Source organism: Bradyrhizobium ingae, from assembly GCF_055791185.1.
Map to the genome: position 1 here is coordinate 1 of NZ_JBVUBB010000056.1, position 24,347 is coordinate 24,347.

The 24,347-nt window shown below is 63.2% G+C and carries 23 protein-coding genes and 1 pseudogene; 9 read left to right on the top strand and 15 right to left on the bottom strand.

Going from position 1 to position 24,347, the window contains the following annotated elements; translation table 11 throughout:
• Positions 1-194: 194 nt before the first annotated feature.
• From lysA to argH, 3 genes are all read right to left on the bottom strand, one after another.
• Positions 195-1,460 (bottom strand): diaminopimelate decarboxylase, encoded by a 1,266-nt coding sequence (lysA, locus tag ACV1FX_RS39055; protein WP_473122825.1) that lies wholly within the window; start codon positions 1,458-1,460, stop codon positions 195-197.
• Positions 1,461-1,483: 23 nt separating this feature from the next.
• Positions 1,484-1,777, bottom strand: a complete 294-nt coding sequence (lptM, locus tag ACV1FX_RS39060) for an LPS translocon maturation chaperone LptM (protein WP_473122826.1) — start codon at positions 1,775-1,777, stop codon at positions 1,484-1,486.
• Between the two features lie 95 nt (positions 1,778-1,872).
• The gene (gene argH / locus ACV1FX_RS39065; RefSeq protein WP_473122827.1) at positions 1,873-3,270 is read right to left on the bottom strand and encodes an argininosuccinate lyase; all 1,398 of its coding nucleotides are present in this window, start codon (positions 3,268-3,270) and stop codon (positions 1,873-1,875) included.
• Between the two features lie 112 nt (positions 3,271-3,382).
• Here argH and tlpA point away from each other — a divergent pair, with 112 nt between their 5' ends.
• A complete protein-coding gene (gene tlpA / locus ACV1FX_RS39070) occupies positions 3,383-4,072 on the top strand; it encodes a thiol:disulfide interchange protein TlpA (RefSeq protein ID WP_473122828.1) in 690 nt (229 codons plus the stop codon).
• Here the strand turns inward: tlpA and ACV1FX_RS39075 are convergent.
• From ACV1FX_RS39075 to ACV1FX_RS39100, 6 genes are all read right to left on the bottom strand, one after another.
• Positions 4,069-4,263: a putative motility protein gene (locus ACV1FX_RS39075; protein WP_473122829.1), complete on the bottom strand. Its 195-nt coding sequence runs from the start codon at positions 4,261-4,263 to the stop codon at positions 4,069-4,071. The two genes, tlpA and ACV1FX_RS39075, sit on opposite strands and share 4 nt — an antisense overlap.
• Positions 4,264-4,433: 170 nt before the next feature.
• A complete protein-coding gene (locus ACV1FX_RS39080) occupies positions 4,434-5,315 on the bottom strand; it encodes a 3-hydroxybutyryl-CoA dehydrogenase (RefSeq protein ID WP_473122849.1) in 882 nt (293 codons plus the stop codon).
• Positions 5,316-5,506: 191 nt separating this feature from the next.
• Entirely contained in the window at positions 5,507-6,451 is a 945-nt protein-coding gene (locus tag ACV1FX_RS39085; protein ID WP_473122830.1) for an electron transfer flavoprotein subunit alpha/FixB family protein, read from the bottom strand.
• Entirely contained in the window at positions 6,451-7,200 is a 750-nt protein-coding gene (locus ACV1FX_RS39090) for an electron transfer flavoprotein subunit beta/FixA family protein (protein WP_473122831.1), read from the bottom strand. Before ACV1FX_RS39090 ends, ACV1FX_RS39085 begins: the two co-directional genes overlap by 1 nt.
• Positions 7,201-7,328: 128 nt before the next feature.
• On the bottom strand, positions 7,329-7,901 hold the full coding sequence (locus ACV1FX_RS39095) for a cob(I)yrinic acid a,c-diamide adenosyltransferase (protein ID WP_473122832.1): 573 nt from the start codon (positions 7,899-7,901) through the stop codon (positions 7,329-7,331).
• A 24-nt stretch (positions 7,902-7,925) separates the two neighbouring features.
• A complete protein-coding gene (locus ACV1FX_RS39100; protein ID WP_473122833.1) occupies positions 7,926-8,120 on the bottom strand; it encodes a twin transmembrane helix small protein in 195 nt (64 codons plus the stop codon).
• 226 nt (positions 8,121-8,346) lie between these two features.
• Between ACV1FX_RS39100 and ACV1FX_RS39105 the strand changes: the two genes are divergently transcribed.
• Complete coding sequence (locus ACV1FX_RS39105; RefSeq protein WP_473122850.1) at positions 8,347-9,207, top strand: YihY/virulence factor BrkB family protein; 861 nt, start codon at positions 8,347-8,349, stop codon at positions 9,205-9,207.
• Here the strand turns inward: ACV1FX_RS39105 and ACV1FX_RS39110 are convergent.
• From ACV1FX_RS39110 to ACV1FX_RS39120, 3 genes are all read right to left on the bottom strand, one after another.
• Positions 9,134-10,507 carry an ATP-binding protein gene (locus ACV1FX_RS39110; protein ID WP_473122834.1) on the bottom strand — a complete coding sequence of 458 codons (1,374 nt, stop codon included), beginning with the start codon at positions 10,505-10,507 and terminating at the stop codon, positions 9,134-9,136. The two genes, ACV1FX_RS39105 and ACV1FX_RS39110, sit on opposite strands and share 74 nt — an antisense overlap.
• Positions 10,508-10,595: 88 nt before the next feature.
• The gene (gene gluQRS, locus ACV1FX_RS39115; RefSeq protein ID WP_473122835.1) at positions 10,596-11,465 is read right to left on the bottom strand and encodes a tRNA glutamyl-Q(34) synthetase GluQRS; all 870 of its coding nucleotides are present in this window, start codon (positions 11,463-11,465) and stop codon (positions 10,596-10,598) included.
• 114 nt (positions 11,466-11,579) lie between these two features.
• The gene (locus ACV1FX_RS39120; protein WP_473122836.1) at positions 11,580-13,055 is read right to left on the bottom strand and encodes a collagen-like domain-containing protein; all 1,476 of its coding nucleotides are present in this window, start codon (positions 13,053-13,055) and stop codon (positions 11,580-11,582) included.
• A 209-nt stretch (positions 13,056-13,264) separates the two neighbouring features.
• Between ACV1FX_RS39120 and ACV1FX_RS39125 the strand changes: the two genes are divergently transcribed.
• The 4 genes and pseudogenes from ACV1FX_RS39125 (at position 13,265) to ACV1FX_RS39140 (ending at position 18,046) form a co-directional block, all read left to right on the top strand.
• Entirely contained in the window at positions 13,265-14,005 is a 741-nt protein-coding gene (locus ACV1FX_RS39125) for a DNA-3-methyladenine glycosylase family protein (RefSeq protein ID WP_473122837.1), read from the top strand.
• On the top strand, positions 14,002-15,087 hold the full coding sequence (locus tag ACV1FX_RS39130) for a DUF2855 family protein (protein ID WP_473122838.1): 1,086 nt from the start codon (positions 14,002-14,004) through the stop codon (positions 15,085-15,087). The genes ACV1FX_RS39125 and ACV1FX_RS39130 overlap by 4 nt, the downstream gene beginning before the upstream one ends.
• A gap of 76 nt (positions 15,088-15,163) precedes the next feature.
• Positions 15,164-16,938, top strand: a pseudogene (locus tag ACV1FX_RS39135) (flavin-containing monooxygenase).
• A 136-nt stretch (positions 16,939-17,074) separates the two neighbouring features.
• Positions 17,075-18,046: a peptidyl-alpha-hydroxyglycine alpha-amidating lyase family protein gene (locus ACV1FX_RS39140; protein ID WP_473122839.1), complete on the top strand. Its 972-nt coding sequence runs from the start codon at positions 17,075-17,077 to the stop codon at positions 18,044-18,046.
• Positions 18,047-18,195: 149 nt separating this feature from the next.
• Here ACV1FX_RS39140 and ACV1FX_RS39145 read toward each other — a convergent pair whose 3' ends face one another.
• On the bottom strand, positions 18,196-19,200 hold the full coding sequence (locus ACV1FX_RS39145; RefSeq protein WP_473122840.1) for a Bug family tripartite tricarboxylate transporter substrate binding protein: 1,005 nt from the start codon (positions 19,198-19,200) through the stop codon (positions 18,196-18,198).
• Positions 19,201-19,351: 151 nt separating this feature from the next.
• On the opposite strand from ACV1FX_RS39145, the gene ACV1FX_RS39150 reads away from it, so the two are divergent.
• A complete protein-coding gene (locus tag ACV1FX_RS39150; RefSeq protein WP_473122841.1) occupies positions 19,352-19,909 on the top strand; it encodes an HNH endonuclease in 558 nt (185 codons plus the stop codon).
• A gap of 78 nt (positions 19,910-19,987) precedes the next feature.
• Entirely contained in the window at positions 19,988-20,449 is a 462-nt protein-coding gene (locus ACV1FX_RS39155; RefSeq protein ID WP_473122842.1) for a hypothetical protein, read from the top strand.
• On the opposite strand, the gene ACV1FX_RS39160 is transcribed toward ACV1FX_RS39155, so the two are convergent.
• Positions 20,446-22,134: a hypothetical protein gene (locus ACV1FX_RS39160; RefSeq protein ID WP_473122843.1), complete on the bottom strand. Its 1,689-nt coding sequence runs from the start codon at positions 22,132-22,134 to the stop codon at positions 20,446-20,448. The two genes, ACV1FX_RS39155 and ACV1FX_RS39160, sit on opposite strands and share 4 nt — an antisense overlap.
• 165 nt (positions 22,135-22,299) lie before the next feature.
• Here ACV1FX_RS39160 and ACV1FX_RS39165 point away from each other — a divergent pair, with 165 nt between their 5' ends.
• Entirely contained in the window at positions 22,300-22,494 is a 195-nt protein-coding gene (locus ACV1FX_RS39165) for a hypothetical protein (protein WP_473122844.1), read from the top strand.
• Between the two features lie 89 nt (positions 22,495-22,583).
• Here the strand turns inward: ACV1FX_RS39165 and ACV1FX_RS39170 are convergent, their stop codons facing one another.
• Entirely contained in the window at positions 22,584-24,209 is a 1,626-nt protein-coding gene (locus ACV1FX_RS39170) for a hypothetical protein (RefSeq protein ID WP_473122845.1), read from the bottom strand.
• Positions 24,210-24,347 lie beyond the last annotated feature (138 nt).

Below are 24,347 nucleotides of genomic sequence, written 5' to 3' on the forward strand. Positions count from 1 at the left end.
TGGAACTCGTGTCGCGGAAACCATCTTGGCCAGCGGTCCAACAAGCCGCATCAACAGGCCGGACATATGGATGCAAGCGATCCGATCAAACCTCACTTGGCTCTTGTGCCACGGGGGCCGTCCACATCTGGGTCCCGGCCTTCGCCAAGCCTTCGCCGGGACGACACCGTGAGTGTTTCACGGCGCTACCGCCCTCACAGCCACGGCGCGGGCGTATCCATGGCAATCAGTTGCTCGACCTCGATGCGGGGACGCACCACCGCATACTGGTCACCTTTCACCAGCACCTCCGGCACCAGCGGCCGGGAATTGTACGTGCCGGCCTGCACCGCGCCATAGGCACCAGCGGTCATGATGGCCAGAAGATCGCCCGGCTTCGGCGTCGGCAGGGTGCGGTCGAGCGCGAGGTAATCTCCGGTCTCGCAGACCGGTCCGACGACGTCGGCCAGAATCGTCGACGCGCCGGCGGCAGGCTGCCTGACCGGGAGGATGTCGTGATGGGCCTCGTACAGCGTCGGACGGATCAGGTCGTTCATCGCGGCGTCGATGATGACGAAGTTCTTGCCGTCGCCGTGCTTCACGTAGATCACCTTCGCGACCAGGATGCCGGCATTGCCGACGATCATGCGGCCCGGCTCGAACATCAGCGTGCAGCCGAGATTGTGCGTGATGCGCCTGACCATCGCGGCATAGGCGTCGGGCGCCGGCGGCGCCTCGCGGTCCATATAGTAGGGAATGCCGAGGCCGCCGCCGAAATCGACATGCGAGATGTTGTGGCCGTCGGCGCGCAGCGTCTGAACGAATTCGGCGAGGATGCGGAACGCAATCTCCATCTTGGAGAGATCGGTGATCTGGCTGCCGATATGCACGTCGGTGCCGGTCACCTCGATGCCGGGCAGCTTCGCTGCCCGTGCGTACACCTCGCGGGCGTGGACGATCGGGATGCCGAACTTGTTCTCGGACTTGCCGGTCGAGATTTTTGCGTGCGTGCCGGCATCGACGTCCGGATTGACGCGCACGGAGATGCGCGCGGTCTTGCCCATCTCGCTCGCAAGGCGTGACAGCAGCTCGAGCTCGGGCTCGGATTCGACATTGATGCAGAGGATGTCGGCAGCAAGCGCCGCGCGCAACTCGGTCTCGGTCTTGCCGACGCCGGAGAACAGGATCTTGCTCGCCGGAATGCCGGCCGCGAGCGCGCGCTTCAACTCGCCACCCGAGACCACGTCGGCGCCGGCGCCCAGCTTTGCCAGCGTGCGCAGCACCGACTGGTTGGAGTTCGCCTTCATGGCGTAGCAGACCAGCACCTTCTCGCCGGCGAACGCGTCGGCAAAGACGCGGTAATGCCGCTCAAGCGTCGCGGTCGAATAACAATAGAAGGGCGTGCCGACACTCGCAGCCAGCTCGGAAAGGTTCACCGCTTCGGCGTGCAGGACGCCGTCACGGTAGTCAAAATGGTTCATGGCGTTGGCTCAGCTACCCCGGCTCACCTGCCGGGCTTTTCGTCCAGCAGCGGATCGAGGACAAACGATTTCTTCTTGCCCTTGGCAGCGGCGGGCGCGGCATCCGCGCCATAGGTGGGATTGAAGACGCTCGGCGTCTTCTGGGCCTCGGTCTCGGTATCGCTGGGAGCTGGGGCGACATTCGCCGTAGACGCATTGGACGCGGTCGGCGGCAGGTCCAGCGGGCCTTTGCGGCCGCAGCCGGCGACCGCAAGCGCGCTCAGGCTCAAGACAATGATGGCCCACCCCGAGCCGGTCGGGCGAAACTTTGACGTCACGACGAGATCCCCACTACGCGCAGGTCGCACCATACAGAGATTGGCCCGCTCTGGCGAGAGCCGGATGACCATGAAAAACCAGCGAAATTTTGCCCTCAGCCCGATTTTCGCTCTTTTTCCAAGCGCTTCGCCCAGGCCTTGGCCTGCGCCGTCACGTTCTTCGGCGCCGTGCCGCCAAAGCTGGTGCGGCTCTTCACCGACGATTCGACCGAGAGCACGCCGAGCACGTCCTTGGTGATTTTCGGCTCGATCGCCTGCATCTCCTTGAGCGGCAGCTCATGAAGCGCGACGCCGTCGCTCGCGGCCTTGGCCACGATCCGGCCGGTGACGTGATGGGCTTCGCGGAACGGCATCCTCAGCGTGCGCACCAGCCAGTCGGCAAGATCGGTCGCGGTGGCATAGCCTTCGCCGGCGGCCGCCTTCATCCTGGCTTCGTCCGGCACGAGGTCGCGGACCATGCCGGTCATGGCGCGGACCGCGAGCGACAGCGCGGCAAAGCCTTCCATCGCGCCCTGCTTGTCCTCCTGCATGTCCTTTTGATAGGCGAGCGGCAGGCCCTTCATCACGATCAGAAGCCCGTTGAGCGCGCCGATGACGCGCCCGGTCTTGGCGCGCACGAGCTCGGCGGCGTCGGGATTGCGCTTCTGCGGCATGATCGAGGAGCCGGTGGTGAATTTGTCGCTGAGGCGGATGAGGCCCACCAGCGGCGAGGTCCAGATCACGATTTCTTCCGCAAAGCGCGACATGTGCACGGCGCAGATCGAGGCTGCCGACAACGTCTCCAGCACGAAATCGCGGTCGGAGACCGCATCGAGCGAATTCGCCATCGGCCGGTCGAAGAGAAGCGCTTTCGCCGTGGCGTGGCGGTCGATCGGGAACGAGGTACCGGCGAGCGCGGCGGCTCCCAGCGGAGATTCATTGAGCCGCTTGCGGGCATCCCCGAAGCGGCCGCGATCGCGTGCGGCCATCTCGACATAGGCGAGCAGATGGTGACCGAACGTGACGGGTTGCGCGGTCTGCAAGTGCGTGAAGCCGGGCATCACCGTCCCGGCATGTTCCAGCGCGCGTTCCACCAGCGCCCCTTGGAACGCGGCAAGCGCGGCATCCGTCTCGTCGATGATGTCCCGGACGAACAGGCGGAAGTCGGTCGCGACCTGGTCGTTGCGCGAGCGCGCGGTGTGCAGGCGGCCGGCGGCGGGACCGATCAGCTCGGACAGGCGGCTCTCGACATTCATATGGATGTCCTCGAGCGCGCGCTTGAACTCGAAGCCGTCCTTGCCGATCTCTGACAAAATCGTGTCTAGACCCTTGCCGATATTTTTCGCATCAGAGGCCGTGATGATGCCCTGCGCGGCAAGCATCGCGGCGTGGGCCTTGGACGCGGCAATGTCCTGGGCGAAGAGGTGACGATCGACGTCGATGGAGACGTTGATTTCCTCCATGATCTCGTCGGGACGTTCCGAGAACCGGCCGCCCCACATCTTGTTGCTCATGATCCCCTGCTCACGCCCTGCGCTCTGCGGCTTTCGCCGCATGGTTTGCCGGCCTCGGCCGACCGTATTAAGAGGCCCCTGATAGCCATATCTGCGACCGGATGACAACGAAATGCTCGACCCCAACGATATGCTCGATCAACGGAAAGCGCGGTCTGCCACGCGCCGGGTCCCCCTCGTGATCGCCACCGTGGCGGTCGGCGGCCTGGTCGGCTTTGCCGCGCTTTACGGGTTGGGCCTGAAGCGGGGCCCGGCTGGCGATCCGGCCTGCCGCGCCGCGGTCCAGACCGCCAGCAGGATCGCTCCGCTCGCCCATGGCGAGGTGGCCGCGCTGACCATGGCGACCGCGCCGCTGAAGCTGCCGGACCTCGCCTTCGAGGACGCCGACGGCAAGCCGAGAAAGCTCTCCGACTTCCGCGGCAAGACGGTGCTGGTGAACCTATGGGCGACCTGGTGCGTGCCCTGCCGCAAGGAGATGCCGGCGCTGGAGGCGCTTCAGACCAAGCTTGCGGGCCCGAATTTCGAGGTGGTGGCGATCAATATCGACACCCGTGACCCGGAGAAGCCGAAGAATTTCCTGAAAGAGACCGGCCTGACCCGCCTCGGCTATTTCAACGACCAGAAAGCCAAGGTTTTCCAGGACCTTAAAGCCATCGGCCGGGCACTTGGCATGCCGACCTCGGTGCTCGTCGACCCCCAGGGCTGCGAGATCGCCACCATTGCCGGCCCCGCCGAATGGGCGAGCGATGACGCCGTGAAGCTGCTCCGCGCGGCGCTGAACCCTGCGGCCGCAGCGCTTTAAGCCGTAACGTTGAGATTGTTGCCGATGCCGGCGCCGACATTGGCCAGCGAGGGCTGGCCGGCGCCGAGCAGCGTCAGGACCGCGGATTTCTCCGCATCCATGTTCTGCTTCGTCACGGTCGCCGCGATGTTCGACTGCAACGCGCCTTGCTGAGCGGCCAGCATGCTGCTGACCATGGCCATCATGTCCATACGGTAGACCCTCGTACAGGCGGCAGCCTAGGCGCGAGGAGTTAACGCGAGGTGAGCGGGCGGGGTCTTGCAGGTTGGGTTAGCGAAGCGTTAACCCACCACTTTCTCCTGATACCGCGACAGAAAAGGTAGGTTACGCCGTCGGTAACCCATCCTACGAAACCGAGTTCTTACCGCGTCGGGACCGGTTTGGCGCCGCGGTAGTCGTAGAAGCCGCGCTGCGTCTTGCGGCCGAGCCAGCCGGCTTCGACGTATTTCACCAGCAGCGGGCACGGGCGGTATTTCGAGTCGGCCAGCCCCTCATGCAGCACCTGCATGATCGAGAGACAGGTGTCGAGGCCGATGAAATCGGCCAGCTCCAGCGGGCCCATCGGATGGTGGGCGCCCAGCTTCATCGCAGCGTCGATCGCCTCGACGTTTCCGACGCCTTCATAGAGCGTGTAGATCGCCTCGTTGATCATCGGCAGCAGGATGCGGTTGACGATGAAGGCCGGGAAATCCTCGGAAACGGCGACCTGCTTTCCGAGCTTGGCGACGAATGCCTTGGAGGCCTCGAAGGTGGAATCATCGGTGGCGATGCCGCGGATCAGCTCCACTAGTTCCATCAGCGGCACCGGATTCATGAAATGAATGCCGATGAAGCGCTCCGGGCGGTCGGTGGCCGCGGCCAGGCGGGTGATCGAGATCGAGGAGGTATCGGAAGCGACGATCGCTTCGGGCTTCAGGATGGCGCAAAGCTCGTGGAAAATCTTGCGCTTGACCTCCTCCTTCTCGACCGCGGTCTCGATCACGAGATCGCAGTCGGCGAGGTCATCGAGCTTCTCGGCGAGGGTGATGCGCGACAGCGCCTTGGCCTTGTCGTCCTCGCTGACGGCTTTTTTGGAGACCTGGCGCGACAGATTGCCGTTGATGGTGGCCATGCCCGACTTCAGACGGTCGACCGAGACGTCGTTGAGCACCACGTCGAAACCGGCCAGCGCCGCGACATGGGCGATGCCGTTGCCCATCTGCCCCGCGCCGATCACGCCGACCTTCTTGATCTCTGCCATAATGTCATCCACCGGAACGGCGCGAATGCCGCGCCCTGCCTATCCCCTGTGAGCCGGGGGTCCGATTTAATCAGAACCCGGGCTCGAAACCTAGATTGGATCGCGCCCTTCCGCGTGCCCTGGCGAAAGAAAGCGCCTCAGAAATGAAACACCGGCGGGAGTTTAGGACATCCGGCCGGTGTTTTTACGGTGTTTTACTTGCCGAGCTTGCCGAGTTCGGCCGTCAGCTCAGGAACCGCCTGGTAGAGGTCGGCGACCAGGCCGTAATCGGCGACCTGGAAGATCGGCGCGTCCTCGTCCTTGTTGATCGCGACGATCACCTTGGAGTCCTTCATACCGGCGAGATGCTGGATCGCACCGGAAATGCCGATGGCGACGTAGAGCTCGGGGGCCACGACCTTGCCGGTCTGGCCGACCTGCCAGTCGTTCGGCGCATAGCCGGCGTCGACCGCGGCACGCGAGGCACCGACACCGGCGCCCAGCTTGTCGGCGAGCGGCTCGATGTACTTGGCGAAGTTCTCCCGGCTCTGCATGGCACGGCCACCGGAGACGATGATCTTCGCCGAGGTCAGCTCGGGACGGTCGCTCTTGGCGACTTCCTCGCCGACAAAGGACGACAGGCCCGGATCGGCCGCCGCCGCGACGCTCTCGACGCTCGCGCTGCCGCCAGTGGCGGCCGCGGCGAAGGTCGAGGTGCGCACCGTAATGACCTTCTTGGCATCCTTCGACTTCACCGTCTGGATGGCGTTGCCGGCATAGATCGGCCGCTCGAAAGTATCGGGCGCGACGACCTTGATGATCTCCGAGACCTGCATGACGTCGAGCAGGGCTGCGACGCGCGGCATCACGTTCTTGAAGCGCGAGGTCGCTGGAGCGACGATCGCGTCGTAGCCGGACGCCAGCGAGACGACCAGCGCCGCCAGCGGCTCGGCGAGATCGTGCGCGTAAGCCTCGCCGTCGGCGAGCAGCACCTTCTTCACGCCATTAAGCTTGGAGGCAGCATCCGCCGCACCCTTGGCGTTCTGGCCGGCAACCAGCACGTCGACGTCGGCGCCAAGGGCGGCGGCCGCCGTCAGGGCCTTGTTGGTCGCATCCTTCAGCGACGCGTTGTCGTGTTCAGCAATCAGAAGCGTCGTCATCAGAGCACCCCGGCTTCGTTCTTGAGTTTCGACACCAGCTCGGCGACGTCCTTGACCTTGACGCCGGCCTTGCGGCCTGCCGGCTCCGTCGTCTTGAGAACTTCGAGGCGCGCGGTGACGTCGACACCGTAATCGGCGACGGCCTTCTCCGCGATCGGCTTCTTCTTCGCCTTCATGATGTTGGGCAACGAGGCATAGCGCGGCTCGTTGAGGCGAAGATCGGTGGTGACGATCGCCGGTCCCTTCAATTTCACCGTCTGCAGGCCGCCATCGACCTCGCGCGTGACCTTGAAGTCGCTTCCTTCGACCTCGAGCTTGGAGGCGAAGGTCGCCTGCGACCAGCCGAGCAACGCGGCCAGCATCTGGCCGGTCTGGTTGCTGTCGTCGTCGATCGCCTGCTTGCCCAGAATGATCAGGCCGGGCTGCTCTTCTTCGGCGACCTTCTTCAGAATCTTGGCGACCGCCAGCGGCTCAACATTGCCGTCCACCTTCACCAGGATGCCGCGATCGGCACCCATGGCAAGACCGGTGCGGATCGTCTCCGAGGCCTGCGCCGGTCCAATGGAGACCACCACAACCTCGGTAGCCTTGCCGCCCTCCTTCAGGCGCAGCGCTTCCTCGACCGCGATTTCATCGAATGGGTTCATCGACATCTTGACGTTGGCGAGTTCAACGCCCGATCCATCGCCCTTGACGCGGACCTTGACGTTGTAATCGACCACCCGCTTGACCGGCACTAAGACCTTCATCGATCCTCTTTCACTTGAATTCTTGAGGGGGGTTATCAACTGGCGCGGAACCTAATGGCCCGGCCCAGTCCGGTCAACGCGCGCGGAGGCCCAAAAATTCGCTTTGCGAGCCAATCTTGGCGGTTTGCTTAGCGGTTCTGGCCCGGCACCCAGAGCACGTCGCCGGCACCATTATGATTGGCCGCGCGGCTTGCGACAAACAGGAAATCCGACAGCCGGTTCATATATTGGATGCCAGCCGCGCCTACCGGCTCGTCCGGCGTGGCCGCGAGTTCCACCATCACGCGTTCCGCCCTGCGGCATATCGTGCGCGCGACATGCAGATGGGCGGCGGCAGGGGTTCCGCCCGGCAGCACGAAGGAGGTGAGTGGGGCCAGCTTGTCATTCAGCACGTCGATCTCGCGCTCGAGCCGCTCGACCTGGCTCGCCACGACACGCAGCCGCTCGGCCTTGCCCTCACGCTCGGGCACGGCGAGATCGGCGCCAAGGTCGAACAGATCGTTCTGGATCCGGCCAAGCATCGCATCGAGCTCGGGCCAGTCCTCGACGTGCAATCGCACCACGCCGATCGCAGCATTGGTCTCGTCCACGGTGCCATAGGCCTCGATCCGCAGATCGTATTTCGGACGGCGCTCGCCGGAGCCGAGCGCCGTCGTGCCGTCGTCACCGGTGCGGGTGTAGATGCGATTGAGAACGACCATGTTTGTCTCTCCAGCGAGTGCGTGTCAGCGCCCCATGGCCCATACCGCGAGCATGGCGATGACGATCGCCACGAACTGAAACAGCACGCGCAGCCGCATCAGCTTCTGGGAGGTATTGGGCGAGCCGCCGCGCATCATGTTGACGAGACCGAGCAGCAGCACCAGCGCCACGGCGCCGACAGCCACCGGAAGGATGAAAGAACTCAGGAAGGATGCCATTAGGGGTAGATAACATTGTGTTTGCGGCTGCGCCATCGCGGCGCGATCTGGCTTTTAGACCAATAATATCAGAAGCTAAGCGGATGATTTTTGATTTGAGCCGGTGCGCTTGCTTCGCCTCGTCCCGCCTGCGGGGGGAGGCGGATCCGCGCCGCAAGCGGGGAAAGAGAGCAATGCAGTCGCGGAGCAGCCAGTGAGGCAGATCCGCTACCTCTACCTGGTCGTGATGGACGCATTCTACACGTTCCTCGCCGACGACGGCTGGGCGATCGCAAGCCATATCGCACTGTCGACCCTGATGGCGCTGTTCCCCTTCCTGATCGTGCTGACCTCGCTGGCGGGCTTTGTCGGCTCCAAGGAACTCGCCGACCAGGCTGCGGGACTGATGCTTGAGGTCTGGCCCAAGCAGGTCGCCGATTCCATTTCCGGCGAGGTGCACGACGTGCTGACCACGACCCGCACCGACGTGCTGACCATCGGCGCGGTGTTGTCGGTCTACTTTGCCTCGAACGGTGTGGAGGCCTTGCGGGTCGCGCTGAACCGCGCCTATGCCGTGGTCGAGATGCGGCGCTGGTACTGGCTGCGGCTGGAATCGATCGGCTACACGCTTGTTGCGGCCTTCACCGCGCTCGCCATGGCCTTCCTGATCGTGCTCGGACCGCTCATCATCGAAGCGGCGCGGCGCCACATCCCGCTGTTCGTCGAGTCCAACGAGAGCATCCTGACCTGGGTGCGCTACGGCATCACCATCGGCGCACTGATCGTGGCGCTGCTCATCCTGCACGCCTGGCTGCCGGCCGGGCGGCGCGGCTTCCTTCAGATCCTGCCCGGCATCGTCTTCACCATGGTGGCCTCGCTGATCTCGGGCATCGTGTTCGGGCAATATCTGGCGCGCTTCGCCAACAACTACGTGACGATGTATGCGGGGCTCGCCTCGGTGATCATCGCGCTGGTGTTTCTGTATTTCATCGCCGCGATCTTCGTCTATGGCGGCGAACTCAACGCCGCGATCATCAAGTCGCGGCTTCCTCACGGCGTGTCGCTTCAAGCAGCGCAGTCGCTAGCGCACGCGGAGACACGGGTTTGACCAGGAAGGCGTCGGCGCCGGCTTCGCGCGAGGCCGTCTCGTCCTCGCCGCGGCCGGAAATGCCAATGATCGGGATCTGACCGAGCGGCGGACACATCCCGCGGATGCGCTTGATCGCCTCGATGCCATCGATGCCAGGCAGCACCATGTCCATCAGCACCGCATCGAAACCGCCCTGCGCCAGGCGATTTTCCGCGTCCTCGCCACGCCCGATGAACTCCGCATGATGGCCGAGCTCGGTCAAAATGGTGTTGAGCACGACGCGGCCGAACGGGTTGTCCTCGACGCTGAGCACATGCAAGCCCTCCGCGGCATGATCCCCGCGACCGTTGCGCGCCCCTGACCTCGCGGATTCCTCGGCCTTGGCCGGAGTCAGGGAGACCGTCAACGTGAAGGTGGCGCCCCCGCCCCGCCGCGGCGCGACCGTGATGTCGCCGCCCATCGCGCGCGCAAGCTGCTTCACCGATGACAGCCCAAGCCCGGCACCGCCGAAGCGTGAGGCGATGGTGACATTGGCCTGCGAGAAGGGGCGGAACAGCCGCTTGATCTCGGCCATGGTCAGCCCGATGCCGCTGTCGGACACCGCGAAGGCGACGCCGGTCTTGTGCCTTGCCTTGGCATTGGTCTTGGCGTTGGTCTTGGCGCTGTTCCTGGCCTTCTCGCCGGCTTTGATTTTGGCGATTGGCCATGGCGTGACCGAGAGCGCGATGCCTCCCTGCTCCGTGAACTTCACAGCGTTGTCGATCAGGTTTTCCAGCGCTGCACGCAAACGGACGGGATCACCGACCACAAGCGCGGGCAGCTTTGGCGAGATGTCGACCTGCGCCTGCAACCCCTTGGCGGCGGCCCGGCCCGCAAGCGAGTCGCCGGCGGTGCGCGCGAGCGCGCGCAGGTCGAACAGATCCTGGCCGAGGCCACCGCCTCCCTTGGCGGTCTTGGCGGCATCGACGAACAGGGTCGCAAGGCTCGCCAGATGCTCCGCACCGGCCTTGATGGTGTCGGCCCAGCGGCGCTCGCGCTCGCCAAGGTCCGAGGTCGCAAGCAGATCGCTGATCGCGAGGATTCCGGTCAGGGGGGTGCGGACCTCATGGGCAAAGGCTGCGAGTGCGGCCTGGACCACGTCCGCCGCGGCAGGTCTTGTGCTGGTCTTGACGCCCGTCTTGCCGCTGCCCTTGCGAGCCGCCCCCGCGCGCTGCTTTCCACGCGTGGCGACAAGCGGCTTGGCACGCGACTTCACACGCCTCTTGGGCAGCCGCCCGGACGACCGCGTGTTGCGCGCGATGCGCGTTTTCGCCGCCATGTTTCCCCTTGAACCCCGGCTCGAAAGTCAGCATGGCACGGAGCGGCCCAGGGAGTCACGGAGGCGTTTTCCTAAACCCCAGAGAAACTTAACGTAACCCCACCAAGGCGCGAATGTCGGCAGGGTGTGCTCCCGCCGCGCGCAGGTCGCGTAAGCCCGTGGCGCTACTCGACTTCGAAAGCTTTTGCCCGGCCCCGTCGCGGATCAACCGGTGGTGGCGATAGACGGGCGCGGGCAGGCCGAGCAGCTCCTGGAGCAGCCGGTGGACCGACGTGGCCTGAAACAGATCCTGTCCCCGCACCACCTCGCTCACCCCCTGAAGCGCATCGTCGACGACGACCGAGAGGTGATAGCTGGTCGGCGTCTCCTTGCGCGCCAGGATAACGTCGCCCCAGGCCTGCGGTTGGGCAGGAATGCTGCCCTGCTCGCCTGCGAGCCCCTCGCCGTCCTCCTGCCAGGCAAGGCCAGTCGCATGACGGCAAGCGGCGGCCATATCAAGCCGCAGCGCATAGGGCGCGCCGGACGAGACCAGCCGCGCACGCTCGGCGGCCGAGAGCGATTTCGCAGTGCCTGGATAAAGCGGCGCGCCATCCGGGTCGCGCGGCCAAGGGCTATCAGCCTCGCGCTGCCTCACCAGCCTTGCAATCTCGGCTCGGCTTTCGAAGGCGGGATAGACGAGACCGAGCGCAGTTAGCCTGTCCAGCGCCGCCCGATAGGCGCCAAAATGCTCCGACTGCCGCCGTACCGGCGTTTCCCAGACCATCCCGAGCCAGGCGAGGTCCTCGTAGATCGCCGCCTCGAACTCCGGTCGACAGCGCATTGCGTCGATATCCTCGATGCGCAGCAGCAAGCGCCCGCCTGACTCGCGCGCGCGGTCGAAGTTCAAGAGTGCCGAGTAGGCATGTCCGAGATGGAGATAGCCGTTCGGGCTGGGCGCAAATCGGAAAACGGGTGGCATTGACTCTCATCCGAACCCTGGTCGTTGGCTACTTGCCAACCGGGACAAACGATCTATCCCTGCTTTTGGATGAGGAGGAAGTCCACCGAACAGCATCGAGCCAATTCACCTCCTTCACCCGCGGCGCCGAGGCGTACTATTGCCGGAGTGCCGGCGTCTCACCGTCTGCGCGGGGCGAAGTTCATCGCGGTGGCCATCCCAGATCGCGGCCGCGACTTCTGCGGTTGTCGGGCTTTTTCCGCGAAGCTGGTCGCCATACTGTTTGACGACCAACTCAGCTATTTTGTTGAGATCGGGACTGACGCCGTCTTTCCCTTCGGCTCCATTCTTGCCGTCCCGCCCGTCCTTGCCTCGAAGCTCCTGAGCGTGCAACGCCATGAGCGTAGCAACAATTTCAACAACTCCAGGAGCGCTCCTTCCTGGAACACCATCCTTACCGGGCGTTCCGGGCTCGCCTCGTAGCTCCTGCCGATGGGTGGCCATGAGCTCGGCGACAACGGCCGCAACGGCGGGACTCACAGCGTCCCTGCCGGGCAGGCCGTCCTTGCCACGGAGTTGCGCGCCATGCTTCTTGAATAACTCATCCGCGACAGCGGCAGCTGAAGGAGCGACGGCGTCTGCGCCGTTCTTGCCGTCAAAGCCGGGCTTGCCGCGAAGCTGATCGCCGTACTTGCTGGATAGCTCCTGCGCAATGTCGGACGCGCTTGGCGCAACGCCATTCATGCCGTCCCGCCCGTCCTTACCTCGAAGTTCTTCGCTATGCTTTTGAACCAATTCAGTCGCGATTGCAAAAACGGACGGCGCGACAGCGTCTTTGCCGTCGGCTCCATTCCGGCCGTCCAGACCGGGTTTACCACGAAGCTGGTCGCCATATTTCGCGAATAATTCCTGCGCGACATCTGAAACGCCTGGAGCAACACCATCCCGTCCGGGCTTCCCTCGAATCTCCTCGAGGTGCGTCGCAATCAACTCCGTCGCAATCGCCGAAGCCGGCGGCGCAACGGCGTCTTTGCCGTTCGCGCCGTCCTGCCCTTTCGGGCCGCGAATCTTGTCAACATGTTCGGCAACCAGGACTTTCGCAACTTCATGTGGAAACGCGGTGTTACTAGTCGCGGTCTTGTATGCAGCCTTGAGAGCCGCGTCCGCTGTCGCGAACTTATCCATATGCTCGGTCAACGGCTTCTGCATCTGGATAAACGCAGTCTGCATCGCATTCTTGGTCGCAAGATCCTTGATCATATAGCCGGCGATGCCGGAGACGACTCCGATCACGGCGCCCCCAATCGCCAAGATGCTGAACATATAGTTCCAGATTGCGTACTTGGCGGCTGTAGTCAGTTCACCGTCCCCACTCACGCCCGATATTGCGGTCGATCGCTCGTCCACAGTATCGTCGTCATTCGAGCCATTTGAGCTTATCCCGTCCTTGTTTCGTGCGCTCGAGACCAACGCGTCCTTGGCCTCCCATTTTTTTACAAGCCGATTGCGCCAAAGGAAGTACAGTTCGATGCTTGCGAAAGCGGCGCCCACAAAGATCAGGATTGGAATGAATTGATAGAGCGACCACGCAACCTCATTGACAGTGTCCATAATGCTCTCCCGCGTGAATGCCACAACCATAACTAGTCAGGTTATTCAAACTAAAGGTGCATTATACATCCATACAACCTACGGGCCTAGGGCAATCCACGCCCGTCGCTGCGCGGTTTATGGACTGAGGTGGCTGTCTCGCCGCGGCAACTCGGTTGGGCTAAAAGATCGATGCGCGGGTTAAGCCGCACATGACGAGTTGAGCGACCATGACCATCCACCTCGAAACCCAGTCCGATCTCGAAGAGGCCATTCAGGCGCTGGTCAAGCGTGATACCCGACTGAGGCCGGTGCTGGAGATCGCCGGTATGCCCAGCCTGCGGCGGCGCGAGCCGGGATTTACCGGGCTTGCGCACATCGTCTGCGGCCAGCAGCTCTCGACCGCGAGCGCAGGCGCGATATGGGGGCGGTTGAACACCGCCTTCGATCCGTTCGACCATGAGGCCGTACGCCGCGCGCGCGCCGACCAGCTGGGACGGCTCGGGCTGTCGGCCGCGAAGATCAAGACGCTGAAACATCTGGCGCGCGAGCTCGCGGCCGAACGGCTGAACCTCGAGGTGCTCGCCGAAGAGGACGCCGACGCCGCGCATCACACGCTGGTCGCGCTGCCCGGCATCGGGCCGTGGACCGCGGATGTCTATCTATTGTTTTGTCTTGGCCATGGTGATGCCTGGCCGGCCGGCGATCTCGCCGTGCAGGAAGGCATCCGCATCGGGCTTGGTTTGAAGACGCGCCCCACCGAGAAGCAGATGGCGCCACTCGCCGAACCCTGGCGGCCGCTGCGCGGTGCGGCTGCGCATCTGTGGTGGAGCTATTATCGCGCGGTCAAAAAGCGCGAAGGCGTCATCGCCGGCGAAGCGAACGCCGTTTTAAACAATGTTGCTGTTGCAAAGCGCGCGACGGTGAAAGAGAAGATGCCGGCACGGAAAAAGCCGGGACCTTCGCCATGACATCCACCGATTTCATCGTTGCGCGCAACGACCTCGAGCAATGCAGGCTGATCGAGACCGCAATTCCCGAACCGGCCGCGCTACCCGCAGATGCGCTGCTCGTGAAGGTCGAGCGCTTTGCGTTCACCGCCAACAACATCACCTATGCCGTGATGGGCGACGAGCTGAAATACTGGCAGATCTTTCCGGCGCCGCAGGGCTTCGGCAACATCCCGGTGTGGGGCTTTGGCGAGGTCATCGCCTCCAAGCATCCAAACGTTGCCGTGGGTGAGAGGCTGTTCGGCTATTTCCCGATGGCGACGCATCTCGTCATCGAGGCCGTCGACGTCAGCAAACGTGCTCTTCGCGACGGCGCCGAGCACCGCAAGCAGGTGTCGCCGGTCTACAACACCTATTCCCGCGTCACCGGCGATCCGGCGTTCGCCGGACATCAGGGCGATCTCCAGGCGCTGCTGCGGCCGCTGTTCATGCTCTCGTTCCTGGTCGACGATTTCCTTGCCGAGAACGACGATTTTGGCGCGCGCAGCGTGCTGCTCTCGAGCGCCTCCAGCAAGACCGCGTTCGGGCTCGCGCATCTCCTGCACAGCCGCGGCCGCAAGGTGATCGGGCTGACCTCGGCGGGCAACGCCGGCTTCGTCGACTCGCTGCCCTGTTACGATGAGGTCGTCACCTATGATCGGGTCAGCTCGTTGCCGACGGACAAGCCGGTCGCCTTCGTCGATATGGCCGGCAGCAGCGCGTTGCGGGCCGAGCTTCACAATCATTTCCGCGACCAGATGGCGTGCTCAGTGCGCGTCGGATTGACGCATCGCGCGACCGATGCCGACGAAGGCGCACTGCCGGGTGCAAAGCCGCGCTGGTTCTTTGCGCCGGATCATATCCGCAAGCGCGCGAAGGACTGGGGGCCGGGCGGTATCGACCAGCGCTTTGGCGTGGCGTGGTCGGGCTTTGCGCCGCTGCTGGAAAGATGCCTGACCATTGTCGAGAGCCGCGGGCCAGATGCCGTGCGACGGATTTATCTCGATACGCTCAAGGGCCGCATTCCGCCTGAGCAGGGGCATATGCTCTCCCTACTGGGGTAGTCGGCTTTTGGCTCCTGCCAAAACAGTATAGCGTTGATCTCAGAGGAAACCCGCGAAGACGGCCACGAGGTCGCGCATGCTGGACAGGACAAAGGACATCCTTGTGTCCGCGCAAACCTGGCTCGATCAGTTCGAGCAGGCGCTCGGCGAGCCGGATCATGGCGCGCTGCATAAGCTCTTTCTCGGCAAGAGCTTCTGGCGCGACGTGTTGGCGCTGAGCTGGAACCTGCAAACAATCGCCGACCGCGACACGATCGTGCAGGAACTAAGCGCTCTCGCTGCGAGGGCTGACGCGACCAGTTTCGAGATCGCATCGACACGCGCGCCGCCGCGCTGGGTCACTCGTGCCGGAGCCAAGACGATCGAGGCGATCTTCAATTTCGAGACCCCGTCTGGCCGCGGCAGCGGCATCGTTCGGCTGATGCCCGATGCCGATGACGGCGATCGCCTGAAGGCGTGGACGCTGCTCACCGCGTTGGAGGAGCTGAAGGGATTTGAGGAGCAACTCAACAGGACGCGGCCGCGCGGCCAGGCCTATTCGGACCGAACTGGCTCGATCTGCGCAAGGCATCCGTCTCCTATGTCGATCGTGACCCGGTCGTGCTGGTGATCGGCGGCGGCCAGGCCGGCCTCGCGATCGCGGCGCGGCTGAAGCAGTTGAATGTCGACACGCTGATCGTCGATCGCTGGCCGCGCATCGGCGACAATTGGCGCAAGCGCTATCACGCACTCACGCTGCACAACCAGGTGCAGGTCAACCACCTCCCCTACATGCCGTTTCCGCCGAACTGGCCGGTCTATATCCCCAAGGACAAGCTGGCCAATTGGTTCGAGGCCTATGTCGAGGCGATGGAGCTGAACTACTGGACCGGCACCGAGTTTGAAGGCGGCACCTACGACGATACGAAGGAACGTTGGACGGTCGCGCTGCGCAGCGCCGATGGCACGACGCGGACCATGCATCCGCACCACGTGGTGATGGCGACCGGCGTCAGCGGCATTCCGAACATGCCCGATATTCCGACCTTGAAGGATTTCAGCGGCACGATCGTGCATTCCAGCCGCTATGAGGACGGCGAGAGCTGGACCGGCAAGCGCGCGATCGTCATCGGCACCGGCAACAGCGGCCACGACATCGCGCAGGATCTCTACTCCAGCGGAGCGGAGGTGACGCTGGTGCAGCGCTCGCCCACGCTGGTCACCAACATCGAACCCTCGGCACAACTCGCTTACGCGATCTACAACGAGGGCACGCTCGAGGACAACGACCTGATCGCGACCTCGATGCCGACGCCGCTTGCAAAGAAGACCCATGCGATGCTGACCGAGCAGTCGAAGGCGCTCGACAAGGAACTGCTCGACGGCCTCACCCGCGTCGGCTTCAAGCTCGATTTCGGCGAGGGCGGCACCGGCTGGCAGTTCAAATACCTCACCCGTGGCGGCGGCTATTACTTCAACGTCGGCTGCTCCGATCTCATCGTGAAGGGCGCGGTCGGGCTGAGGCAATTCGAGGACATCGAAAGCTTCGTTGCCGATGGCGCGCGGATGAAGGACGGCGCGATCATCCCCGCCGACCTCATCGTGCTCTCAACCGGCTACAGGCCGCAAGCCCATCTGGTACGAAAACTGTTCGGCGATGCAGTGGCCGACCGCGTCGGGCCGATCTGGGGCTTTGGCGACGGCTTTGAACTGCGCAACATGTATGCGCGCACGCGACAGCCCGGCCTGTGGTTCATCGCCGGCAGCCTCGCGCAATGCCGGATCAACTCGCGATTCCTGGCGCTCCAGATCAAGGCGATCGAGGAAGGGATTTTGGGGCGGGATGCGGGCGGGCCGGCGCGCACGACTTGAGCAGGAACGTCATTGCGAGCGCAGCGAAGCAATCCAGACTGTCACCGCGGAAAGATTCTGGATTGCTTCGCTTCGCTCGCAATGACGATGTGTGTACGGCGGGAGCGCTACAGCGACAATAAAAAGGAGGACAACAATGCCAACAATACTCGGGTCGGGCGAGCATCGTTACCGCGTCGTCGAGAACTGGGCGAAGCTGCCGGACGGCTGGCAGCTCACCGATGTCGCGTCGGTCGCGGTCGACAGCAAGGATCGCATCTACGTCTTCAACCGCGGCGCCCATCCGATGGTGGTGCTCGACCGCGCAGGTAATTTCCTGCGTAGCTGGGGCGAGGGGCTCTTCACCCGCGCGCATGGCCTGCATATCGATGCCGACGACAATCTCTATTGCACCGATGATGGCGACCACACGGTGCGCAAGTGCACGACCGATGGCAAGGTGCTGCTGACGATCGGCGTCCCCGAAAAACCCTCGCCGTTCATGAGCGGCGATCCCTTCCACCGCTGCACCCATACCGCGCTGTCGCCGAAGGGCGAGATCTACGTCTCCGACGGCTACGGCAACGCCCGCGTCCATAAATTCACACCTGACGGCAAGCTGATGATGAGCTGGGGCGAGCCCGGCACCGATCCCGGGCAGTTCAATATCGTTCACAACATCGCCACCGACGCCGACGGTTATGTCTATGTCGCCGACCGCGAGAACCATCGCGTGCAGGTATTCGACGGCAAGGGCAGATACGAGACGCAGTGGAACAATCTGCACCGGCCCTGTGCGCTGTGCTGCTGCGGCGGCAAGCAGCCGACCTTCATCATCGGCGAGCTTGGCCCTGCCATGCCGGTGAACCGCAAGGTGCCCAATCTCGGCCCACGGCTGTCGATCGTCGATGCGCAAGGCAGGCGCATCGCGCGGCTCGGCGGCGAAGATGGTCCGGGTCTCGCCAGCGGAAAATTCCTGGCGCCGCACGGGATCGCACTGGACTCGAAAGGCGACATCTATGTCGGCGAGGTCGGCGTCACCGACTGGAGGACGAGCTTTCCGGATGAGGAAATGCCGGCCATCGTACGTGCCACGCGGTGCCTGCAGAAATTGGAGCGGGTCAGCTAACCCCACCGTGATTGCGAAGAGCGGGGCGACGAAGCAATCCTGAATCTCAACGCGGAGATGAGCTGGATTGCTTCGCTGCGCTCGCAATGACGCGGTTTTGGGGAAGCTGCAATTGCTACGCGAAGACAGCGCAGCGCATGGACACACCCTCACTCCACCTTGATCCCCGACGCCTTGATGATCGGCCACCAGCGCGCGGCCTCTTCCTTCTGCCAGGCGCGCAACGCTTCCGGCGATTGCTGCGCGGGCGGCGAGATCTGGATGCCGAGCTCGGCAAAACGCTGCTTGAGCTGCGGACTCGCCAAAATCTGCACCATGCTCGCATTGAGTCTTGCGATGATGTCTCTCGGGGTGCCCGACGGCACCCACATCCCGTACCAAAGCGAGGCCGAGAAGCCGGCAACGCCCGCTTCATCGGCGCTCGGCACGTTCGGCAATGATGGCACGCGCGCCAGGCTCGTCACCGCAAACGGCTTGACGCTGCGCGCCTCCAGCAATGCGCGGAAGTTCGAGGCCGGCTCGATCATCGCATCGATCTGGCCCGCGACGAGATCCTGCATCGCCGGGCCGTTGCCGCGATAGGGTATGAACTGGAACGTCGTGCCGGTCTCCTTCTGGAACGCGATGCCTGCGAGATGGCCGGTAGCGCCGACGCCGGCGATGCCGACGGAGGCCCTGTCGGGATTGGCCTTCAACCACGCGATCAATTGTTTGAGATCGTCGGCGGGCAGATCCCTGCGGCCGACGATCAGCAGCGGCTCACTGCCGATCAAAACGACCGGCTCGAGATCGCGCAAGAGATCGAAGGGCAGCGCATAGAGCCCGCCGGTCAGCATGTGCGTGGTCGAGGTTCCGATCGACAGCGTATAGCCGTCCGCGGCTGCGCGCACGGCGCGGCCGACGCCAAGCGAGCCCGCGGCACCGCCGACATTTTCGATCACGACCGGCTGCCCCAGCACCGCGTGCATTCGCTCGCCGAGGAACCGCGCCAGCGTATCAGTGGCGCCGCCCGCCGGGAACGGTACGATCATGGTGATGGGCCGCGCCGGATAATCCACGGCCGCAGCAGAACCTGTCAAAACGCCGCTGATCGACGCGGCACAAAGCGCCGCGACAAGCGACGCGGCAAGCCAGCTTCGCGTGCCTTCCCGCATGGACGCGCCCCCAATCGCGGCTTTTTTGCAGCCTGTTTGAGCCCGCGGGCAGCCTGAATAAGTCTCTCAACGGGCTTCACAATCCCGTCACGCTGCATGTAGTATGTCAATCCATGCTGCTTCGCAGCGATATGGAGGCCAGGAGCGTTACTTGAACGCACATGTCTCGCAAGGCAGTTGGCCGGTCTTGGTGCTGAATGCGGACTTCCGGCCGCTGAGCTACTACCCGCTGTCTCTCTGGTCGTGGCAGGACGCGATCAAGGCGGTGTTTCTCGATCGCGTCAACATCGTCGCGCATTACGACCAGGCGGTGCGAAGTCCAACGCTCCAGATGCAGCTCCCGAGCGTCGTCTCGCTCAAATCCTTCGTCAAGCCAACCACCCATCCTGCCTTCACCCGTTTCAACGTCTTCCTGCGCGACCGCTTCAATTGCCAATATTGCGGCTCGCCCGAAGATCTCACCTTCGATCACATCATCCCGCGCAGCAAAGGCGGCCAGACCACCTGGGAGAACGTGGTCGCGGCCTGCTCACCCTGCAATTTGCGCAAGGGTAATCTCACACCGGCGCAGGCAAAGATGTTTCCGAGGCAAGCGGCGTTCGCGCCGACCGTGCATCAGCTCCACCGCAACGGCCGCCTGTTTCCGCCGAACTATCTGCACGATAGCTGGCTCGATTATTTATACTGGGATACCGAGCTGGATCCTTAAGACCCTCATTCACGCTTCTTCATAACGACTTGCAGAAAACCAGCCTTGGCAATCCGCGCCCTGATCGCCGCGCGCGTATTGGCGACGACGCTTGCTGTCGCTGTGAGTGAAGCACCGGCGCGGGATGCGCTTCCAGCGCCGCTGCCTGTACCGACGAACGGTCCAAACAGCACGGAAGCCGCGCCCGCGAGCCCACCTCTGTCCAACATCACGCAACCATCCATCGCGGACGAATGCAAAACGGGATTTATTTCCCTGCGCGAGGAGGCTGAAAGGCGAGGCAAGCTGATCAAGGCCGCCAGCGAACGGCATGCGCCGCCGGATGAAGCCTGCAAGCTGATCGGAAATTTCAGCCACGCCGAGATCGGGCTGATCAGATACGTCGATACGCACGCGGCAGCCTGCGAGATTCCGGCACGAATCCTGAATGAACTGAATGTCGGCCACGAGAGCACTGAAGCGATGCTGACAAAGGTCTGCGCGGTGGTGGAGCTGACGCGCAAGCGCGGGCCGGCCGCTGACTTCGAGCTCACCCGCTAGGGTACAGGGATCTCCAGCCTGACGCGCGGCGGCAGGGTCGCCTTGAATGCCAGAAGGGCCGAGGCGAGTTCGGCGGCATTTGCCGATGGCGTGCGATAGAAGGAGACATCGGGTTCATCCGCGGTCACCGCCTGCGAGTGGAGGACGGCGACCTTGATCCAGCCCGATGGGACGCCTTTCGGGAACCAAGCATCATAAATCATCACGAGGCCGACGTCGTGATCGCTGGCCAGTGCGGCCATCGTTTCGGGCCCATACTGTCCCGCGCGCCTTGCCTTGCGCACCTCTTCCGAACCGAGACCCCAAAGATCGAGCACGTAGTTCCTGTTTCTGTAAGCGACTAGGCCGAGATCATTGACCGCGACCGCGTGCCCATAGAAGGACTGCGCGAAGCGAGCCATTTGATATTGTTGCTCGTAGATGCTGCGCGCGCCGAACGGCGTGGCCATCGCGATCGTCACATACGGGAGCGCAGCCACACCCAGCATCAGCACCAGCGCAACCTTGGCAAAACTCCATTGCCGCGCCCCGAGTTTTGGCTTGACTTGCGCGACCGCCCACAAAAGCGCAGTCGTCGCGAGCGACATGATGTAGACCTCATACCGGTTGAACCAACCGTACTGTCCGAACACGAGATGCGCACCAATGGCAGCGAGAGCGACCAGACAGACGATCGTGGCCTTGCGATCGGACCGCAGCCAAAAACACGTCACGGCAAGCGCGACACCGAGCATGAGCAGCCGTAGACCGTAAGCGGTCGTCACGGCACGGATCACGCTGAGGATGGATTCGGCGATCGTGTCGGCGTGCGGATTGGCATCCGCCGCCAACTGCGCTTTCAGCATCACCGAACTCGGGATCAACGGCAGGCCTCGCGACGTCATCAACGCGGCATACACGGCTCCAACGATCGCGATTGCAAACGTCGCGCGCGCAGCAAAGCGGCGCTGCCCGAGCAACGCAAAGCCGACGATCGCCGAGCAAGCGAGCGCGGCACCCTCGAAGCGAATGAAAGGCAGCGATACCAATGCGACGAAGTGCACCGGCGTCGGCGAACCGCCGCGCGCCGCGGCCACCAGACCGGCGAAGGTCACGACTGATGCCAGGACATGAAGGCTATGTTCCATGCCTGTCATAGGAAGCGCGACGGCGCTGGCGTTGAAGATCACGATGAGTGCGATGAGATAGGCGAACGGCCGCTCGCCCGCGCCGCCGAAAAGACCACCCGTCTCTGCGAGACGCACGATCGCGAACACCGTTGCACACGCCACCGCGGCATTGATCAGGAGCAAGCCGAATGCTCCAAGATGCAGCATTTCGACAGGCACAAGCAGGTACGGCCAGACAATGGCGGAACTCGGCGAAGAATATTCGCCCGCATTGACGCCATAGCCGCCCGAGAGAATCTGATCGGCGACGGCAAGATGGATATAAGGATCGTCGAGCGAGAAGACGAGATTGAAATCGCAGAGCATGGCGATCGTAACGAGCTCCGCTGCAAACAACGCCAGCCACAGCAGCACGCTCACGGTCGAGGGACGCGGCCAGATCCGCGCCGCCGAGCCAGCAGACGCCGGCTGGCTCGTTCCGTTTAGGCGATCGTCTTGACCCACGGCAATCGTCACGGTGCCCTTCCCGTCATTAATCTCGTGGTTCGACAGACCCGCGAGAGTCCAGCGGCGCATGGCAGCCCGCCCCAGTCACTCATTACGTATTCAGCACTACAATCAAACGTTTAACGGTAGCTTGCTGCGGTTGTGCACCTGATCGGTTCCGTCGCCAAACTGCGGGTGCATTGCCCGTAAGGTTGCCCATTGCGGAACTTTTCAACGTCCACCGCGTTGTCGGTTATGACAAATGAAACCCCGGCACATTCCCCCCGCATTCTCACCCCCGAACAGCGGAAGGCTCGCGACGAGACGCGACGCGCCGAAGCGGAGCAGGCGATGCGTGACCATGAAGCCGCGCAGAAGGCCCTGTATTCGAACATGGAAAGGCTGAGGGCAGAGCGCTTGGCGCGTGAGGCTCGCGCGCGCGGTCGCTAGTGCCGTCCGGAAGCGGCTCGCGGCCTCAAGACCCCCTTCCGGTTTCATTACCGTTCCGCGAGCCGGACGCGACATCTGACTTGGCGATGTTACGATCCGGTGATGTCCAGGCTATCCCGCGGCGGAATTGTCGCCTTGAATGCCTGAAGCGCTGAGGTCACTTCAGCCTCATCGGCCAATGGCGTGCGGTAAAAGGAGACATTTCGCTGCGATAAGGTCACGACTGCCGTTCGCAGGACGGCGACCTTCTTCCAGCTCGACGGCACACCTTTCGGGAACCAGGCGTCATAGACCATCACGAGGCCAACGCCGTGATCTCTTGCGAGAGCTGCCATCTCTGCGGGTCCGTACTGTCCGGCGGTTCTGGCCTTACGCACCTGCTCTGAACCAAGCCCCCAAAGGTCCAGAGTGTAGTGGGGATTACCGTAAGCTACGAGGCCGAGATCGTTGACCGCAACCGCACGCTTGTAGAACGACTGGGCGAAGCGGGCCATTTGGTATTGCTGCTCGTAGATATCGCTCGCCGCAAATGGCGTGACTACCGCGGTTGTCACATAAGGCATCGCGGCCATGCCGAGCCCAAGGACCAGCGCGACCTTTGCAAAGGACCACTGTAACACACGCAACTGCGGCCTGATCTGCGCGGCGGCCCACAGCAGCGCGGTCGCCGCGAGCGCCATGATGTAAACCTCATACCGGTTGAACCAACCATATTGGCCGAACACCAGATGCGCGCCAATGGCCGCAATCGCGACGAGGCAGACGATCTGAGCCTTGCGGTCGGCACGCATCCAGAAGGCGCAGCCGGCAAGGGCAAGACCGAGCAGAATGAGCCGCAGGCCATAAAAGGTCGCAATGCTCCGCATCATGTTTTTGACAATTGCAGGGACTTTGCTGGCGGAATCATCGAGATTCGCGAGGTAGCCCTTCAGCAAGACAGAACTCGGCAGCAGCGGCAGCCCACGTGACGCCATCAGCGCGAAATAGCCCGACAGGCTAACAGCGATGACAAGCGCAGCGCTCGCGGCAAAGCGCCGCTGGCCAAGTAGCGCAAAGCCGGCAATCGCCGCACAGGCAAATGCGGTTCCTTCGAAGCGGATAAGGGGAAGCAGCACTAGAGCGATAAAATGCAGGCGCGTTGGCGCGCATCCGCGCGCCGACGCTACGAGGCCGGCAAAGGTCACGATGGACGCCCACACATGAACGCTATGTTCCATGCCGGTCATGGGCAGCGCGACGGCGCTGATGTTGAAAATGAGAAGCAACGGGATCAGGAGCTTGAACGAATGCTCACTAGCGCCATCGAACAGTCCCCCCGCCTCCAGAAGACGCAGGACGGCAAACACCGTCGCACACGCGGCAGCGGCATTGATCAGTAGCGGGCCAAACGCACCAAGACGCAGCGCTTCGGTCACCGCTAGGATATATGGCCAGATGATCGATGAACTTGGCGATGAATATTCACCCGCGTTGACACCATATCCGCCGGAGAGAATTTGGTCGGCGACCGCAAGGTGGATATACGGATCGTCGAGCGAGAATACGAGATTGAAATCGCACTGCATCAGACACGCGACGAGCTCTGCCGCGAACAGCAACAACCAGAACAGCACGGCCAGGGTAGAAGGCCGAGCGCATGCACCGGCGCCCGAGCGCGCAGATCGCAACCCGTCCGCCTCGTTCAAACTATCACAATGATTCATGGCAATCGTCACAGAGCACTCCCACGGTCAAAGGCGCAGCCCATGACAGCGCAGCCATCGCATCTGCCCTCCCGATACAATCAAGAGCTTAATCGCGGATTTGCGTCGTTGTGCGCCTGATCATTTACGTCAGCATTTCGTTAACGACGA

Bases quoted from the DNA above. Each gene is read 5' to 3' on its own strand.
- lysA (WP_473122825.1), bottom strand. From the start codon at position 1,460: ATGAACCATTTTGACTACCGTGACGGCGTCCTGCACGCCGAAGCGGTG.
- argH (WP_473122827.1), bottom strand. From the start codon at position 3,270: ATGAGCAACAAGATGTGGGGCGGCCGGTTCTCGGAACGTCCCGACGAG.
- tlpA (WP_473122828.1), top strand. From the start codon at position 3,383: ATGCTCGACCCCAACGATATGCTCGATCAACGGAAAGCGCGGTCTGCC.
- ACV1FX_RS39075 (WP_473122829.1), bottom strand. From the start codon at position 4,263: ATGGACATGATGGCCATGGTCAGCAGCATGCTGGCCGCTCAGCAAGGC.
- ACV1FX_RS39085 (WP_473122830.1), bottom strand. From the start codon at position 6,451: ATGACGACGCTTCTGATTGCTGAACACGACAACGCGTCGCTGAAGGAT.
- ACV1FX_RS39090 (WP_473122831.1), bottom strand. From the start codon at position 7,200: ATGAAGGTCTTAGTGCCGGTCAAGCGGGTGGTCGATTACAACGTCAAG.
- ACV1FX_RS39095 (WP_473122832.1), bottom strand. From the start codon at position 7,901: ATGGTCGTTCTCAATCGCATCTACACCCGCACCGGTGACGACGGCACG.
- ACV1FX_RS39100 (WP_473122833.1), bottom strand. From the start codon at position 8,120: ATGGCATCCTTCCTGAGTTCTTTCATCCTTCCGGTGGCTGTCGGCGCC.
- ACV1FX_RS39105 (WP_473122850.1), top strand. From the start codon at position 8,347: ATGGACGCATTCTACACGTTCCTCGCCGACGACGGCTGGGCGATCGCA.
- ACV1FX_RS39110 (WP_473122834.1), bottom strand. From the start codon at position 10,507: ATGGCGGCGAAAACGCGCATCGCGCGCAACACGCGGTCGTCCGGGCGG.
- gluQRS (WP_473122835.1), bottom strand. From the start codon at position 11,465: ATGCCACCCGTTTTCCGATTTGCGCCCAGCCCGAACGGCTATCTCCAT.
- ACV1FX_RS39120 (WP_473122836.1), bottom strand. From the start codon at position 13,055: ATGGACACTGTCAATGAGGTTGCGTGGTCGCTCTATCAATTCATTCCA.
- ACV1FX_RS39125 (WP_473122837.1), top strand. From the start codon at position 13,265: ATGACCATCCACCTCGAAACCCAGTCCGATCTCGAAGAGGCCATTCAG.
- ACV1FX_RS39130 (WP_473122838.1), top strand. From the start codon at position 14,002: ATGACATCCACCGATTTCATCGTTGCGCGCAACGACCTCGAGCAATGC.
- ACV1FX_RS39140 (WP_473122839.1), top strand. From the start codon at position 17,075: ATGCCAACAATACTCGGGTCGGGCGAGCATCGTTACCGCGTCGTCGAG.
- ACV1FX_RS39145 (WP_473122840.1), bottom strand. From the start codon at position 19,200: ATGCGGGAAGGCACGCGAAGCTGGCTTGCCGCGTCGCTTGTCGCGGCG.
- ACV1FX_RS39160 (WP_473122843.1), bottom strand. From the start codon at position 22,134: ATGCGCCGCTGGACTCTCGCGGGTCTGTCGAACCACGAGATTAATGAC.
- ACV1FX_RS39165 (WP_473122844.1), top strand. From the start codon at position 22,300: ATGACAAATGAAACCCCGGCACATTCCCCCCGCATTCTCACCCCCGAA.